Origin of the sequence: Stenotrophomonas forensis (assembly GCF_028752115.1) — a bacterium.
Classification (GTDB): Bacteria; Pseudomonadota; Gammaproteobacteria; order Xanthomonadales; family Xanthomonadaceae; genus Stenotrophomonas; species Stenotrophomonas forensis.
This window is the reverse complement of record NZ_CP082270.1, coordinates 998,561-1,012,809: the sequence shown is the minus strand read 5'-3', so window position 1 is coordinate 1,012,809 and position 14,249 is coordinate 998,561. Positions and strand designations below refer to the sequence as shown.

The 14,249-nt window shown below is 66.1% G+C and carries 17 protein-coding genes and 1 tRNA gene; 7 read left to right on the top strand and 11 right to left on the bottom strand.

What is annotated here, in order from left to right:
- From K5L94_RS04720 to K5L94_RS04710, 3 genes are read left to right on the top strand one after another with little or no spacing between them, the layout of a single operon-like run.
- Positions 1–468 (top strand): phage tail protein, encoded by a 468-nt coding sequence (locus K5L94_RS04720; protein WP_164086080.1) that lies wholly within the window; start codon positions 1–3, stop codon positions 466–468.
- Positions 452–667, top strand: coding sequence for a tail protein X (locus tag K5L94_RS04715; RefSeq protein ID WP_274512057.1), 216 nt, complete (start codon positions 452–454; stop codon positions 665–667). The genes K5L94_RS04720 and K5L94_RS04715 overlap by 17 nt, the downstream gene beginning before the upstream one ends.
- Positions 658–1,731 carry a phage late control D family protein gene (locus tag K5L94_RS04710; protein WP_053448958.1) on the top strand — a complete coding sequence of 358 codons (1,074 nt, stop codon included), beginning with the start codon at positions 658–660 and terminating at the stop codon, positions 1,729–1,731. Before K5L94_RS04715 ends, K5L94_RS04710 begins: the two co-directional genes overlap by 10 nt.
- 31 nt (positions 1,732–1,762) lie before the next feature.
- On the opposite strand, the gene K5L94_RS04705 is transcribed toward K5L94_RS04710, so the two are convergent.
- A complete protein-coding gene (locus tag K5L94_RS04705) occupies positions 1,763–2,143 on the bottom strand; it encodes a tautomerase family protein (protein WP_197605100.1) in 381 nt (126 codons plus the stop codon).
- A 274-nt stretch (positions 2,144–2,417) separates the two neighbouring features.
- On the opposite strand from K5L94_RS04705, the gene K5L94_RS04700 reads away from it, so the two are divergent.
- The 4 genes from K5L94_RS04700 to K5L94_RS04685 all read left to right on the top strand — a co-directional run bounded on the left by K5L94_RS04700 (position 2,418) and on the right by K5L94_RS04685 (position 5,609).
- Complete coding sequence (locus K5L94_RS04700) at positions 2,418–3,488, top strand: NucA/NucB deoxyribonuclease domain-containing protein (protein ID WP_274512056.1); 1,071 nt, start codon at positions 2,418–2,420, stop codon at positions 3,486–3,488.
- Positions 3,485–4,120 (top strand): SMI1/KNR4 family protein, encoded by a 636-nt coding sequence (locus K5L94_RS04695; RefSeq protein WP_274512055.1) that lies wholly within the window; start codon positions 3,485–3,487, stop codon positions 4,118–4,120. Before K5L94_RS04700 ends, K5L94_RS04695 begins: the two co-directional genes overlap by 4 nt.
- Positions 4,121–4,585: 465 nt before the next feature.
- Positions 4,586–4,993 carry a hypothetical protein gene (locus K5L94_RS04690; protein WP_164086076.1) on the top strand — a complete coding sequence of 136 codons (408 nt, stop codon included), beginning with the start codon at positions 4,586–4,588 and terminating at the stop codon, positions 4,991–4,993.
- Between the two features lie 52 nt (positions 4,994–5,045).
- A complete protein-coding gene (locus K5L94_RS04685; protein WP_274512054.1) occupies positions 5,046–5,609 on the top strand; it encodes a hypothetical protein in 564 nt (187 codons plus the stop codon).
- 84 nt (positions 5,610–5,693) lie between these two features.
- On the opposite strand, the gene K5L94_RS04680 is transcribed toward K5L94_RS04685, so the two are convergent.
- The 10 genes from K5L94_RS04680 to fabD form a co-directional block, all read right to left on the bottom strand.
- A tRNA-Val gene (locus tag K5L94_RS04680) sits at positions 5,694–5,768 on the bottom strand.
- Positions 5,769–5,900: 132 nt separating this feature from the next.
- Complete coding sequence (locus K5L94_RS04675) at positions 5,901–6,254, bottom strand: PilZ domain-containing protein (protein WP_004154652.1); 354 nt, start codon at positions 6,252–6,254, stop codon at positions 5,901–5,903.
- A complete protein-coding gene (locus tag K5L94_RS04670) occupies positions 6,251–7,207 on the bottom strand; it encodes a DNA polymerase III subunit delta' (RefSeq protein ID WP_274512053.1) in 957 nt (318 codons plus the stop codon). Before K5L94_RS04670 ends, K5L94_RS04675 begins: the two co-directional genes overlap by 4 nt.
- Positions 7,204–7,869, bottom strand: a complete 666-nt coding sequence (tmk, locus tag K5L94_RS04665) for a dTMP kinase (protein ID WP_274512052.1) — start codon at positions 7,867–7,869, stop codon at positions 7,204–7,206. The genes K5L94_RS04670 and tmk overlap by 4 nt, the downstream gene beginning before the upstream one ends.
- Complete coding sequence (gene mltG, locus K5L94_RS04660) at positions 7,866–8,927, bottom strand: endolytic transglycosylase MltG (protein ID WP_004154649.1); 1,062 nt, start codon at positions 8,925–8,927, stop codon at positions 7,866–7,868. The genes tmk and mltG overlap by 4 nt, the downstream gene beginning before the upstream one ends.
- 165 nt (positions 8,928–9,092) lie before the next feature.
- Positions 9,093–10,457, bottom strand: a complete 1,365-nt coding sequence (locus tag K5L94_RS04655; protein WP_274512051.1) for an aminodeoxychorismate synthase component I — start codon at positions 10,455–10,457, stop codon at positions 9,093–9,095.
- Positions 10,458–10,643: 186 nt separating this feature from the next.
- The gene (gene fabF / locus K5L94_RS04650) at positions 10,644–11,906 is read right to left on the bottom strand and encodes a beta-ketoacyl-ACP synthase II (protein ID WP_049457622.1); all 1,263 of its coding nucleotides are present in this window, start codon (positions 11,904–11,906) and stop codon (positions 10,644–10,646) included.
- 143 nt (positions 11,907–12,049) lie between these two features.
- A complete protein-coding gene (acpP, locus tag K5L94_RS04645) occupies positions 12,050–12,289 on the bottom strand; it encodes an acyl carrier protein (protein ID WP_005408313.1) in 240 nt (79 codons plus the stop codon).
- 152 nt (positions 12,290–12,441) lie between these two features.
- Positions 12,442–13,185, bottom strand: coding sequence for a 3-oxoacyl-ACP reductase FabG (fabG, locus tag K5L94_RS04640; protein WP_004146899.1), 744 nt, complete (start codon positions 13,183–13,185; stop codon positions 12,442–12,444).
- A gap of 82 nt (positions 13,186–13,267) precedes the next feature.
- Positions 13,268–14,212: an ACP S-malonyltransferase gene (gene fabD, locus K5L94_RS04635; protein WP_008268782.1), complete on the bottom strand. Its 945-nt coding sequence runs from the start codon at positions 14,210–14,212 to the stop codon at positions 13,268–13,270.
- Positions 14,213–14,249 lie beyond the last annotated feature (37 nt).

The window sequence follows — 14,249 nt, the reverse complement described above, 5'->3', positions numbered from 1 at the left end:
ATGAAACGCGAATTCGTAACCGGCGCAGTGGACAAGCTGCTGTCGCAGTTCAAAGCCAACGACTCCGGCAACGCCCCGGTCCTGCTGATGCTGGGCGGCTTCAAGTTCAGCCTCAACACCGCGGTCTTCCGGGAGATCCAGCAGTCCAACGAGTATCGCTGGCAGGCGCAGGACCGCGTCGGCCAGATGGCGGCCCTGCAGTACACCGGACCGGGCTCGGCCAGCATGACCCTGCCTGGAGTCATCTACTACCAGTTCCGCGGAGCCGGCAATGAGCTCGCACAACTGCGCAGGCTGGCCGCGCAGGGCACGCCTCATCGACTGCTGACCGGCAAGGGCGGCAACCTGGGCCTGTGGGTCATCGAGAAGATCGATGCCACCGCCAGCGAGTTCACCGCCGACAGCGCGATCCTGAAACAGGAATTCACCCTTTCACTGCGGAAGCACAGCAATGGCACCAACGTATAGCACCCGCGACGGCGACGTCGTAGACCGTATCGCGTATGCGCACTATGGCGAGCAGTCACCGGCCATCCTGCGCGCGGTACTCGACGCCAACCCGGGCCTGGCCGCGCGCGGCGCAGTGCTGCCTGCCGGCGTGGCGATCACCCTGCCGGAGGTGCAGCGCCCGGCCAGCGAGCGCAAGGGAGTCGCCCTGTGGGATTGAACATCGCACCGGCCTTCCGCGTGGTGGCCAACAGCCAGGACATCACCGACAAGATCATGGCGCGCTTCAAGTCGCTGCGCATCACCGACGAGACCGGCAACACGTCCGACACGCTGGAACTGCAGCTGGCCGACCATGATCCGTCCGACCCAATCCAGCTGCCACCGGTGGGCGCGGAACTGGAGGCCTTCATCGGCTATGACGGCCAAGTGCGGCGCGTGGGCCTGTACATCTGCGACGAGGTGGAGATCTCCGGCTTTCCCGGCAGCATGACGCTGCGCGCCCGGGCGGCACCGTTCGAAACCAGCAAGGGGGGCAAGAGCGACCTGCAGACGCAGAAGACACGCACCTGGAAGAAGGGCACCACGATCGGCGACATGGTGCGGCGCATGGCCGGCGAACATGGGCTGAACGCAGCGGTGAGCGCATCGCTGGCGTCCATCGTGCTGCCGCTGACGGTGCAGTCGCAGGAGTCGGACATGAACCTGCTGCTGCGCCTGGCCAAACAGCACGATGCCATCGCCAAGCCCGGAGGCGGGCGCCTGGTGTTCGTGAAGCGGGGCGAATCCACCAGCGCCAGCGGCGAGCGCATTCCCGATGTCACCCTTACCCCGGCTGACGGCAGCGACTATCGGGTAACCCTTGCCGCACGCGAAGATGCAGGCACCACCATTGCCTACTACCGCGATGTGCGCGGTGCCAAGCGCCAGGAAGTGAAAGTGGGCAGCGGTGAACCGATCATGCGCCTGCGCATGGCCTATGCCGACCGGGAGAGCGCAGAGGCGGCCGCACGCGCCAAGCATCGCGAGCAGGCACGGCAGACGCGGACGCTCAGCTACACCCTGCCCGGCCGCGAGACACTGATGGCCGAAGCCACCGTGGTGATGCAGGGGTTCCGCGAGGGCGTGGATGGCCAGTGGCTGGTCAAGCGCGCCGAGCACAGCATCGGCAGCGAAGGCTACGTCACCCGCATCGAATGCGAACAACCCAACAGTGCCGACGCGGTGAAGGCGGCCAGCAGTGCCGCGGCCACCGAAGGCGAGCAGGTAGCCAGCGAAGTGTAGATCCACGCCATGCGTGGATGCTTTTTGCACATCAACTCACGTACTGCGCCACGCCATTACCAAACGACCAGTTCTCCTTCTTCACTTCCACCAGGTTGATGAACACATCCTCGCGGCGGATGCCCACCGCCGCGTGCAGGCCCTCGGCGATGCCCGCATACAGCGCCTTCTTCTGCTCCAGCGTGCGCCCTTCGTTCCAGGTGATCTGGATGCAGATGAAGTCGTCGGTGCGGTCCACGCCCAGGTAGCCCGGGTCGTAAACGAGCGTGCCGGCGTCGTGCTGCTGGAATATCTGGAAGCGATCGTTTTCCGGCACGCCCACCGCGCGCATGGCCTGGTAGATGGCTTCACCCACGCGTTGCAGGTAGTCGGCGGATTTACCTTTGCGAAGATCGATGCGGGCGAGCGGCATGGCGGGGCTCCAGGAACGCGGCAAAGTGTCCCTGCCGATGGGAGCACGCTGCAGGGCACTCGGCAAGGGCTGCGCGGCTGTCGCGTTAAGCCAGGGGTGAGCAGGCCAATGTGACTGGCCACCCGCGCGCCAGTGATCGGCGCCACATCCAGGCCGTGCCAGGCATCACGCCCCGACCCACGGCCGGGGTATTCCTACCCTCCTCCTGTGGGCAGGCGCATCAAGGGTCGCCGGCACCTTCTGCCGGTGACCTGTCCAACCCAAGGAGAACCGGATGAAACTGACGCCACTGGCCCTGGCCGCGACGCTGTGCGCGTTCACCGCACACGCGCAGCAGGACGATGACTGCCCCAGCGACGCGCAAATGATCGCCACCATGTCCTTCACCGAGCTTGATCGGTACGAAGCGGACATGCGCAATGAAGAGCCCTCGTTCGAGGAGCTCTGCAAGGATGCCACCGACAAGGACGAGGAGGAGGCGGCAGGGTCGCGGCGGCACTACTGTGTCAAGCGCACCGCGCGCTACGTGTCCTACAACACCGACATCGGCGCAGAGGAATATTCGGATGTCACGATGTACGACTACGTCTACCTTCCACGCACAGGCACCACGTGGACGCATCGTGTGCGCGTGGTGATCCAGGATGTGCTGGGCGAGGCATCCAAGGGGCTGACCATGGCCCCCTTCCTGTACTGCGGCAGCTGTACCGAAAAGCAGCAGTTCCAGATGATCGGGCTCGGAGGACAGGGTACGTATGACTTCGCCGTGTCGCTGGGCATGGACACCGAAGACGGGCGCACCAGCCAGAACACCCAGCTGATTCTGAATCGCTTCAACGTAGAGCAGACGCCGATCGAGATGTCGGCGCCGGAACTGCGGTGCGAGAGGCTGGCGAACAGCACTCCAGCCTGCCGGCATGCAGGCTATCCCGGTGTTGCAGAACTCAGCCTTTCCGATCCGGATGTGGACGAATCCGCTGCCCACATTCTTGCAGCGCAGGCCGCGCTGCCCGGCAACATCGGGCGCTGGGATCCAGATCCCGCGCTCCGGGGGAAGGCGATGACACGCATGCGAAGCGAGGCAGCACGACTGGCCAATCAACGCGCGAGCAAGGCGCTTTGCAAGCAGAGATTTCCTGGACAACCAGATGCAGGAAAGGACTGCGACGAGTACCCCTTCGCATCCACCTATCAGGGCGCGAGCCTCGTGTCGGAGGATCAGATGTCCGTCCGATATCTGGATTCATCGGACAACCGTCGTGTTGGTGGAAAGCTCGGGCAATTTTACTGCGGAACTGACCGCATCATCGATGGCGAGGAGTTCTGGCTGAGGATCGTCCCATGAACGCACCGACGGATCGTCCCGATATGCCTGTCAGCGCAGATGAGTGGCACGATCTTCTCGTCCAGTTCAATCGACAACAACTCTCCACATTGGAAGAAAGGCTTGCCGCGCCCGAAATTGAGATGGGCCTGCTGCCCTTCGCCGAGCAGTACCCAGAGAGCCCGCTCGCAGAGGTTGCTCGACACGCGCTCACCGGGACCATCGACTGGTGCGGCGTACCGGGTGCCAGCGAGCAGGCCATCGTCGATGCGGAAGAGCGCTTGGGCGTCAGGCTCCCCAGAAGCTATCGGGAATTCTTGAAGGTCAGCAATGGCTTCCTGATGCCTGGACGCTTCATCGACATCCTGCTGCCCGTCGAGTTGATCCGTCCGTTCGGGCAGGACAACGAAGAGATCGTGCAGATCCGCCGGGAGCTGGTTGTGGACCCGGTGGAGGAGGCGTTCCAGTACCACCTGGACCGTGCCATACAGGTAAGCGGCACGCCGCAGATGGGCGATGACTTCATCCTGCTCGACACCCATCGCTCCACAGCACCGAATGAATGCGATGCGCATATCTACAGCCGTGTCGATATTGATTGGTACGCCTCGTTTGCACACCTGATGGCGGAGAGAGCAACGTTCAATCTGTGAGCCGACTGCACCCTCCTTCGGGAGGGTGAACCATCGCGCGTTGACGCTTTTGCCTCTTCCTGACCAGCAAGTCTCGTCGCGTATGCAGCTCGACACTGCCCGGCTTGTCCCAGCGCACACTCAGTGGCGGCACTGGCGCACAGAACTGGAAATGCCTGTGTCGTCGCCGCTTCAATGCAACTTTCCTTACTGACGTGCCCGCCAAGCCAGTTCAATGATGGCCTCGCCGAGGCAAAGTGCCTTGGTCGGGATTGGCGTCTCGAATAAACGAATGAACTTCCATCGCTGCGATTCACGCCGCAGCAGAGAGAATGCACCGACTGCCTTCAATGGCGGCCGGTGCGTGGGGATCGACAGATCCGCCAGGCCTTCTTCTCGATGGAAGTTCGTTTGCCTTGGTACGCCAACCCGCACCGTCCGCCACCTTCACTCCGAAGGTGGCCTTACGCCAGTGAGGGTTTCGCCATGACCAAACGAGCCGCATCGCTTCCGCGCCTGTACGCATTGATTGCCGACATCGCCAACCAGGTTCCCGACGACATCGCACGCGAGATCGAGTGCGCGTTGGACGAACAGAACCTGCCCGTGCAGTCACCCACGTTTTTCGCCTGCCTCAACGCCATCAGCAACGCCGAGGGCGAGGATGGGCAGCCGTGCAGCAGCCTCACCCTTGCCGCGAGCCATCACGCTTCGCTGCGCCGCTCGATGGCAGGGCTCACCGCAGTGCTCGATCTGCTGCAGGCCGCCGACCGCGCGCGTAGCGAGGCCGGCCCGGATGAGCAGTTGGGCGCCTTCCACACCGACGGGTTGATCGTGGCCGCGCGGCAACTGGTGCGCGAAGCCAACCATTGCCTGGAAGGCGGAACCGCCTGAGCGCTCGGTCGCGACGTAGCTACAATCGCGCAGGGAATCGCAGGAGACCGCAATGGACGCCGAACACCTGGAGTACTTCAAGGCCGCCCTGGAAGGCCGCGCAACGGTCGGCTGGAACGTCTGGTTTGCCGCCAACCAGCAGGCGCTCGCCCAGCAAGTGAGCCGCGCTGCCCTGCTGCGTCTCAAGTTCAATCATCTGCATGAAGCCGAGCGCCTGCTGGCCGAAGCCGGCATCGTGCCGGCCAGCACGGCAGGCAAGCGCTACGAGATGTACTGCGCGCAGTTGTCAGCAGACGTGGTGGACGAGAACGGCCGTCCGTTGCCTGCGGTGTGGCGTGCAGCGCACGGCGGTGCCATTGGCCTGCTTGCCGATGGCGAACACGAAGCGGGCCGGGCAAAGCTGCTTGCGGAGTTCAGCCGCGCGCGCAAGCGCGGGCTGCAGCAGGCGCATGAATGGTTGAGCGATGTGTGCTTCGAAGGCGAGATGGAGCTGAGCGGCGGCAATGCCGTAGTGGGCCGCAGCCTGCTGGCGGTGGTGGTGCAGGCCGGCAGCGGCCACGACCTGTTGGATGGCGTGGCGATGATGGCCCGCGAACGGCTGGAGGATCCGGGCTGAGACGGAGCCCGCTTCGGCGGGCGCCACGGAACCCCAGGCAACAAAAAAGCCCCCATTGCTGGAGGCCTTTTTCGTTCTGCAACATGGTGGGCGGTACAGGGATCGAACCTGTGACCCTTGCCGTGTGAAGGCAATGCTCTACCGCTGAGCTAACCGCCCGGTGTGTTGCTGAGCCGCTCATTATAGGGGCTTTTCAGAGGCCGTCAACCATTTTTCACATTCGTGTTCACGGGCGTTTTCCGGGGCCGCAGTCGAGCATGGCTCGACTCTACAGAACCGCCCAGCGGCGCCTCACATCGTATGGGTCGGCTTGTCCGAGCTGGTCAGGCCGGCCAGCATCGTCTCGATCTTGTGGCGCACGCCCTCGCCTTCAGCGCCATCGGCCAGCTGCACGCCGATGCCGGCGGTGCGGTTGCCCTGCGCGCCGGCCGGGGTCACCCAGATCACCTTGCCGGCCACCGGCAGGCGCTCGCTGGAATCGGGCAGGGTCAACAGCAGGAACACCTCGTCGCCCAGGAAGTAGCGTTTGGGCGTGGGCACGAAGATGCCGCCGTTCTTCACGAACGGCATGTACGCGCTGTACAGCGCGGCTTTGTCCTTCACGGCCAGGGACAGGATGCCCTGGCGGGCGTTGCTGGCACTCATCGATTTCCCCTTGCGGCAGGCCGCTCGTTCACCTTGTTCCAGGCCAGCAGCAACTCGACCACCGCAAGGTCTGCACGCACCGTGGTGCGCAGCAGGTCGCGGGTGCGGTTGGCCGCATCGAACCAGGCTGCAAGCTTGTGCAATCGCTCCGGCGTGGTCAAGGCATCGGTGCTGGCCTGGGCCAGTGCCAGGTCGGCAGCGAAGCGCAGGCGCAGCGCCGCGTTGTCATCACCGCACCACTTCTGCGCCAGCTCCACCGCGCCGGTCTTGCCGGCGACCAGCTGCTCCAGCTCGCGGCCCACTTCGCGGCGCAGGCTCAGGCCATCTTCGCGCAGCCAGTTGTCGGCCTGGCCGGGATGGCCGCGCGCGGCATCCAGCGCTTCGCGCGCCGAGGCTTCGCTGTGGCCCTGCTGCTGCAGCCAGGCCAGTGCTTCGTCGCGGGGCGGCAGCTTGAACTCCAGGCGCTGGCAGCGGCTGCGCACGGTCTGCGGCAGGCGTGCCGGGTCGCTGCTGATCAGCCACAGGTAGCGCCCGGGCTGCGGCTCTTCCAGCGTCTTCAGCAGCGCATTGGCCGCCGAGCGGTTGATCGCATCGGCCGGGTCGACGATCACCACCTGCGCCACGCCGTACTGCGGGGTCAGCGCCAGCTTGTTGGTGATCTCGCGTACCTGCTCGATGACGATCTCGGTACGCAGCTTGTCGCCGCTCTTGTTCGGAATGAAGCTGACCAGCTGCAGGTCCGGATGCGTGCCGGCGGCGATCAGCTGGCGCGTGCGCGTGGCATGTGCAGCGTCGCCACGTGCCAGCACATGGTCGGCCAGCGCCAGCGCCACCTCATGCTTGCCCAGACCGGCCGGGCCGCAGATCAGCAGGCCGTGGCCGAGGCGATCGGCATCGAGCGCGGCCACGGTCTGCTCGAACGCGCGCTGCTGCCATGGCGAGAACGTGCTCATGCGCCCTCCCCGTCCTGCAGCCAGCGCTCGACACGCGCAACCACATCAGCGGCGACGCGTTCCTGCACCTGGCCGGCATCGATCAGCGCGAAACGCTGAGGGTCCTGCTGCGCGCGGCTGCGGAACACGGCGCGCACGCGCTGGAAGAAATCGTCCTGCTCGCTCTCGATGCGGTCCGGCCACAGGTCGCGGCCGTTGGCGCGCGCACGGCCTACCGCCACATCCACGTCCAGCAGCAGGGTCAGGCCGGGCAACAGGCCGACCGCGCGTCGTTCCAGATCGGCAATCCACTGCGGATCCAGGCCACGGCCACCGCCCTGGTAGGCGTAGCTGGAATCGGTGAAGCGATCGCTCAGCACGTAGGCGCCGCGCTGCAGCGCCGGCTGGATCACCTGCCGCACATGCTGGGCGCGCGCGGCGAACACCAGCAGCAACTCGGCTTCGGCGCTGAGCGGTTCGGCGGCAATCTCGGCATCGGGCTTCAGCACCAGGCCGCGGATGCGCTCGGCCAGCGGTGTACCGCCCGGCTCGCGGCTCAGCACCACTTCGTGGCCATGGCTGCGCAGGCAGTCACGGATGGCATTGATGGCGGTGGTCTTGCCCGCACCCTCGCCGCCCTCCAGGCTGACGAAACGCGGGTGGCGAAGCAGCGCGGGACTCATTGCGCCGGGGTCTCCTGGGTACGTTGCCGGCGCAGCTGCTGCAGGTAGCGAGCTACTGCGGCGTTGTGCTGGTCCAGGCTGGACGAGAACACGTGCGCGCCACTGCCGTCGCCGACGGCGACGAAGTACAGCGCGTCGCCCGACAGCGGCTGCGCGGCCGCCATCAGCGCATCGCGGCTGGGCATGGCGATCGGGGTCGGGGTCAGGCCGGCACGGGTATAGGTGTTGTAGGGCGTATCGGTGGTCAGGTCGCGGCGGCGGATGTTGCCGTCATACGCGGCACCGATGCCATAGATCACGGTCGGGTCGGTCTGCAGGCGCATGCCGATCTTCAGGCGGCGCATGAACACACCGGCAATCTGCGGGCGCTCGCTGGCCAGCGCGGTTTCCTTCTCGATGATCGAGGCCATCGTCAGCAATTCATACGGCGTGTTGATCGGCAGGTCCGGCGCGCGGCTTTCCCACGCCTCGTCCAGCGCCTTTTCCATCGCGGCATGGGCACGCTTGAGTACGTCCAGATCGCTGTCGCCACGCTGGTAGACGTAGGTCTCCGGCAGGAAGCGGCCTTCCGGATGCTGGCCACCGAAACCGAGACGCTGCATCAGGGCCGCGTCATCAAGCGTGTCGGTGGTGTGCAGCAGCGGCTCGGCGCGCTTCAGCGCGGCACGCAGCTGGCGGATGTTCCAGCCCTCGACGATCGTGACGCGGTGCTGCAGTACCTTGCCGGCGCGCATGCGCAGCAGCAGTTCGCGTGGGGTCAGGTCGGCGCTGAGCGCGTACTCGCCCACCTTCAACTTGCCGGCGGCATCGAGCTGGCGCGCCAGCAGCTGCCACTGCGCATCCTGGCCTTCGTCCACGCCGGCCTCGCGCAGCTTGCGCAGCACGCTGTTCATGCCATCACCGCTGGCGATGACCACGCTCTCGGCGGTCGGGGTGATCCGCGCGTCGGCGAACTGGGTCTGCTGGTAGAAGAACCACGCGCCCGCACCGGCCACGACGGCGGCCAGCACCACCACCAGCGTTACCACGAACAGACACCCGCGCTTGGCTCCCGCCATGGACTACCTCTGAACTCGATTCCGTCGTGCAGGATACCGTGCCGGTGGATTGGGGTCATGACCGGGGGTGGCAGACATCCCGGTAGTGCCGGCCGCTGGCCGGCAACCTCATGCACCCATGATCCGCGCGATTGCCGGCCAGCGGCCGGCACTACCGGAGTGCGCCTAGCCCTGCTGGCCCAGCGCACGCAGCAGGCCGCGCGCCTTGGCCCGGGTCTCGTCCAGCTCCTTGTCCGGGTCCGAATCGACCACGATGCCGGCGCCGGTACGGAAGCTGACCTCATCGCCCTCCACTTCGGCGGTGCGGATCAGGATGTTCAGGTCCAGGTCGCCATCGCGGTTCAGCCAACCGAACGCCCCGGTGTAGGCGCCGCGCGGCACCTGCTCCAGCTCGCTGATGATCTGCATGCAGCGCACCTTCGGGCAGCCGGTGATGGTGCCGCCCGGGAAGGTCGCGGCGATCACCTCGCCGGGGGTGGCCTCCGGGCGCAGATGGCCACTGACGTTGCTGACGATGTGGTGCACGTGGGCGTAGCTCTCCACGGTCATCAGCTCATCGACCACCACGGTACCGGGCAGGCAGATGCGGCCCAGGTCGTTGCGCTCCAGGTCGATCAGCATCACGTGCTCGGCACGCTCCTTCGGGTGACCCACCAGCTCCTGGATGCGTGCGGCATCGTCATCGCCCTCAAACCGCGGACGGGTACCGGCAATCGGCCGGGTCTGCGCGTGGCCGGCGTGCACCGACACCAGCCGCTCCGGCGAGGAACTGACCACGTGGCGGCCATGCGCGCTGAACAGGCCGGCGAATGGTGCCGGGTTGGCGCGGCGCAGCTGCGCATACAGCGCCTGCGGACTGACCGGCGCGGCGAACCGGGCGCTCCAGCGCCGCGACAGGTTCACCTGGAACACGTCGCCGGCACGCAGGTAGTCGATCACCCGGCGCACGCCGTCGGTGAAGCGCTGCGGCGCGTCCTCGTCCACCGTCTGCGGCGGCTGCCAGCCCTGCCCGGCCTCGGGCAGCGCGGCCGAGGCCTGTGCCACCAGTGCATCCAGCAGCGCCTGCTGGCCCGCTTCGGCGATCACGAAGCTGGCATCGTTGTGGTGGTCGTGCAGCACCGCCGCCGGGCAGCGCAGCGCCAGCGCGGTCGGGCGGCCGTCGTCGCGCGCGCGCGCTGGCAGCACCGGTTCGATCTGGCTGGCCACTTCGTAGTCCAGCATCAGCGCCCAGCCGCCACGGAACGGCAGGCTGTGGCTGCCGTCATGCGGCAGGCGTTCGGCCTGCCAGGCGCGGTCCAGCACCTGCAGGAAGCTGCCCGCGCGTACGGCGTCGTGCTGGTCACGCACCTGTCCATCGGCATCCAAGCGCAGGACATCGCCCTGTGCGGCCAGCAGCAGGCTCCAGCGGCCCTGGGCGGTACCCGAGGCAGTGGATTCCATCAGCAGCGGGAAGCGCGCCGGATCGTGCTGCTGCAGGGCGAGCAGATCGATCGGGTGCGGCAGCGGGTGGATCAGCGGTGCGTGGGTCATGGCGGCCAGTTCAGGGATTCAGATGCACGGAAGCCGCCTTGCGGCGGCCTCCTGCTGCGTAGAGTCGAGCTTGCTCGACTGGGTTGCAGGTCCAGTCGAGCAAGCTCGACTCTACATGACGGCGGAGTCGAGCAAGCTCGACTCTACCAAGGCGGTGCCGGGCAATTGCCCGCCGCCACGCACCGGTCAGATGCGCTTGAAGATCAGCGTGCCGTTGGTGCCGCCGAAGCCGAAGCCATTGGACATCACCACGTCGACCTTGGCCTGGCGTGCTTCGTTCGGCACGTAGTCCAGGTCGCAGCCTTCGCCCGGCTGCTGCAGGTTGATGGTCGGCGGAATGACATTGTCCTGCAGCGCCATCACCGAGAAGATCGCTTCCACGCCACCGGCGGCGCCGAGCAGGTGGCCGGTCATCGACTTGGTGGAGCTGACCATCATCTTGTAGGCGTGGTCGCCGAAGGCGGTCTTCATCGCCATGGTCTCGCCCAGGTCGCCCAGCGGCGTGGAGGTGCCGTGTGCGTTGAGGTAGCCCACCTGTTCCGGGGTCACGCCGGCGTCCTTCATCGCCATCACCATGCAACGCGCGGCGCCTTCACCGTTCTCGCTCGGCGCGGTCATGTGGTACGCGTCGGAGCTGGCACCGAAACCGGCCAGTTCGCAGTAGATCTTCGCGCCACGTGCCTTGGCGTGCTCGTACTCTTCCAGGATCAGGATGCCGGCACCGTCGCCCAGCACGAAGCCGTCACGGTCCTTGTCCCACGGGCGCGAGGCCTGTTCCGGGGCGTCGTTGCGGGTGCTCATGGCCTTCATCGCACAGAAGCCGCCCACGGCGGTCGGCGAGGAGCCACGCTCGGCACCGCCCACCACCATCACGTCGGCATCGCCGTACTGGATCATGCGCATCGCGGTACCGATCGAATGGTTCGAGGTCGCGCAGGCCGACACCGCCGAGAACGACGGGCCCTTCAGGCCGGTGATGATGCTCAGCTGGCCCGGCAGCATGTTGATGATGGTCTTGGGCACGTAGAAGGGCGAGATCTTCTTGCCCTCGTGGAACTCGATGGTCTGCTCTTCGATGCCGAGCAGGCCGCCGATGCCGGCGCCGACGATGGCGCCCATGCGATCGGCATTGGCCTCGGTGATCTCCAGGCCCGAGTCATGCAGGGCCATGAACGAGGCGCCGAGGCCGTAATGGATGAACGGGTCCATCTTCTTGGCATCCTTGCCACTGACCCGGAACTTGCCGAACAGCTCGTTGTCGGCAGTGATGTCAAATCCCTTGACCTCACCTGCAATCTTGGTGGTGAACCGGTCCAGATAGGCATCAGCAACGTTGGTCAGCGGACCGATGCCCGAACGACCGTGGGTGATGCCTTCCCAGCTGCTGGCCAGATCATTGCCCAACGGCGAGACGATACCCAGGCCGGTTACGACGACGCGACGCTTCATTGCTGTTTCTCCTGACCCGGATGGTTTCTACGGGTAACTCGGTTTGCTTCGATGTGATGCCCAAACACACGGGGCCGCAACAGCGGCCCCATGGGGTGCGGTGCGCGGCGAGGATCAACCCGCGCGCGCACTGCCGTCTGACATCAGGCCTTGACGTGGGCCTTGACGTAGTCGATGGCGGCCTGCACGGTGCTGATCTTCTCGGCTTCTTCGTCCGGGATCTCGCACTCGAATTCTTCTTCCAGGGCCATCACCAGCTCGACGGTGTCCAGCGAGTCAGCGCCCAGGTCATCGACGAACGATGCGCTGTTGGTGACTTCTTCTTCCTTGACGCCAAGCTGTTCGACGACGATTTTCTTGACGCGTTCTTCGATGGTGCTCATGGGATCTCGCTCCAGATGGAGTTGTGGTTCAAAAGTGGTCGCCATCAAAGGCGATGGCCGTGGGATAGTGTAGTGGAAACCGGCGCGGCCTTGCATCGCAGCAAAAAACCCGGCAGATCAACCACTTGCGGCGCAATCCCTGCGCCCCTTGCTTACGGCATGTACATGCCACCGTTCACATGGAGGGTTTCACCGGTGATGTAACCGGCAGCCGGGCCGGCCAGGAAGGCCACCGCATGGGCGATGTCTTCCGGCGAACCCAGGCGTTCGAGGGCGATGTCGTTGATCAGCGCGGTACGCGCTTCTTCCGGCAACGCCTTGGTCATGTCGGTGTCGATGAAGCCGGGAGCGACCACATTGACGGTGACACCGCGCGAACCGATTTCCTTGGCCAGCGACTTGCTGAAGCCGATGATGCCGGCCTTGGCGGCCGCGTAGTTGGCCTGGCCGGCATTGCCGGTGACGCCCACCACCGATGCGATGTTGATGATGCGGCCCTTGCGCGCCTTCATCATGCCGCGCATGACTGCCTTGCTGGTGCGGAACACGCTGGTCAGGTTGGTGTCGATGATCGACGCCCAGTCCTCGTCCTTCATGCGCATCAGCAGGTTGTCGCGGGTGATGCCGGCGTTGTTGACCAGGATCGAGATCGGGCCGAATTCCTTGGCGATGCCGTCCAGCACGCTGTCCAGCGCAGCCGCGTCGGTCACGTTCAGCGCGCGGCCGTGGCCACCGTGGGCGGCCAGGCGCTCGCCGATCGCCGCAGCGCCGGATTCGGTGGTGGCGGTGCCGATGACGGTGGCGCCCTGGGCGGCCAGCAGATCGGCAATGGCGGCACCAATGCCACGGCTGGCGCCGGTGACCAGTGCGATTTCACCCTGCAGGGGCTTGCTCATGATGTTTTCCTCAGACGGGGGCGGCCGCCGTACCCGCGCCGCGTGCAGCGGCCACCGGTACGATCGGCAGGAACAGGAGGGGTCAGGCCGACCATGCCTCGCGGGCGGCTTCGAAGTCGCCCGGAGTGGCCAGTGAACGGCCGTCGATGGCCTTGTCGATGCGCTTGACCAGGCCGGTCAGCACCTTGCCCGGGCCGCACTCGGCGATCTGGGTGATGCCACGCGCGGCCAGCGCCTGCACGCAGCCGGTCCACTGCACCGGCTGGTACAGCTGCTGAACCAGCGCGGTGCGGATGGCGTCGACGCCGTCATGCACCTTGGCATCGACGTTCTGCACCACCGGCAGCTGCGGTGCCTGCCAGGACAGGCCGGCCATCACTTCGGCCAGGCGGTTGGCGGCTTCGCGCATCAGCGGGGTGTGCGAGGGCACGCTGACCGCCAGCTTGACCGCCTTGCGCACGCCCTTCTCGGCCAGCAGTGCCAGCGCGCGGTCGACGGCATCAGCGTCGCCGCCGATCACGATCTGGCCCGGCGAATTGAAGTTGGCCGGCACCACCACCTGGCTGCCCGCGGCTTCGGCGCAGACATCCAGCACCAGCTGGTCTTCGGCGCCCAGCACGGCGGCCATGGCGCCGACACCGGCCGGCGCGGCTTCCTGCATCAGCTGGCCGCGCAGGCGCACCAGGTGCGCACCGTCATGCAGGCTCAGTGCGCCGGCAGCGACCAGCGCGGTGTATTCGCCCAGGCTATGGCCGGCCAGCACCGACGGGCGCGGACCGCCCACGGCGTTCCAGGCGCGCCACACGCCGATGCTTGCGGCCAGCAGGGCCGGCTGGGTGTATTCGGTACGGTTGAGCATTTCCTCCGGGCCACCCTGGGACAGCGCCCACAGGTCGACGCCGGCACCATCGGATGCCTCGGTGAAGGCTTCACGCACCTGCGGGTGCAGTTCGGCCAGCTCGGCCACCATGCCCACAGACTGCGAGCCCTGGCCGGGGAAGACAAAAGCGAGGGTGGATACGGTCACGCGGTCATCCGCTTGTTGCAATCGAAGCGGGCCATGA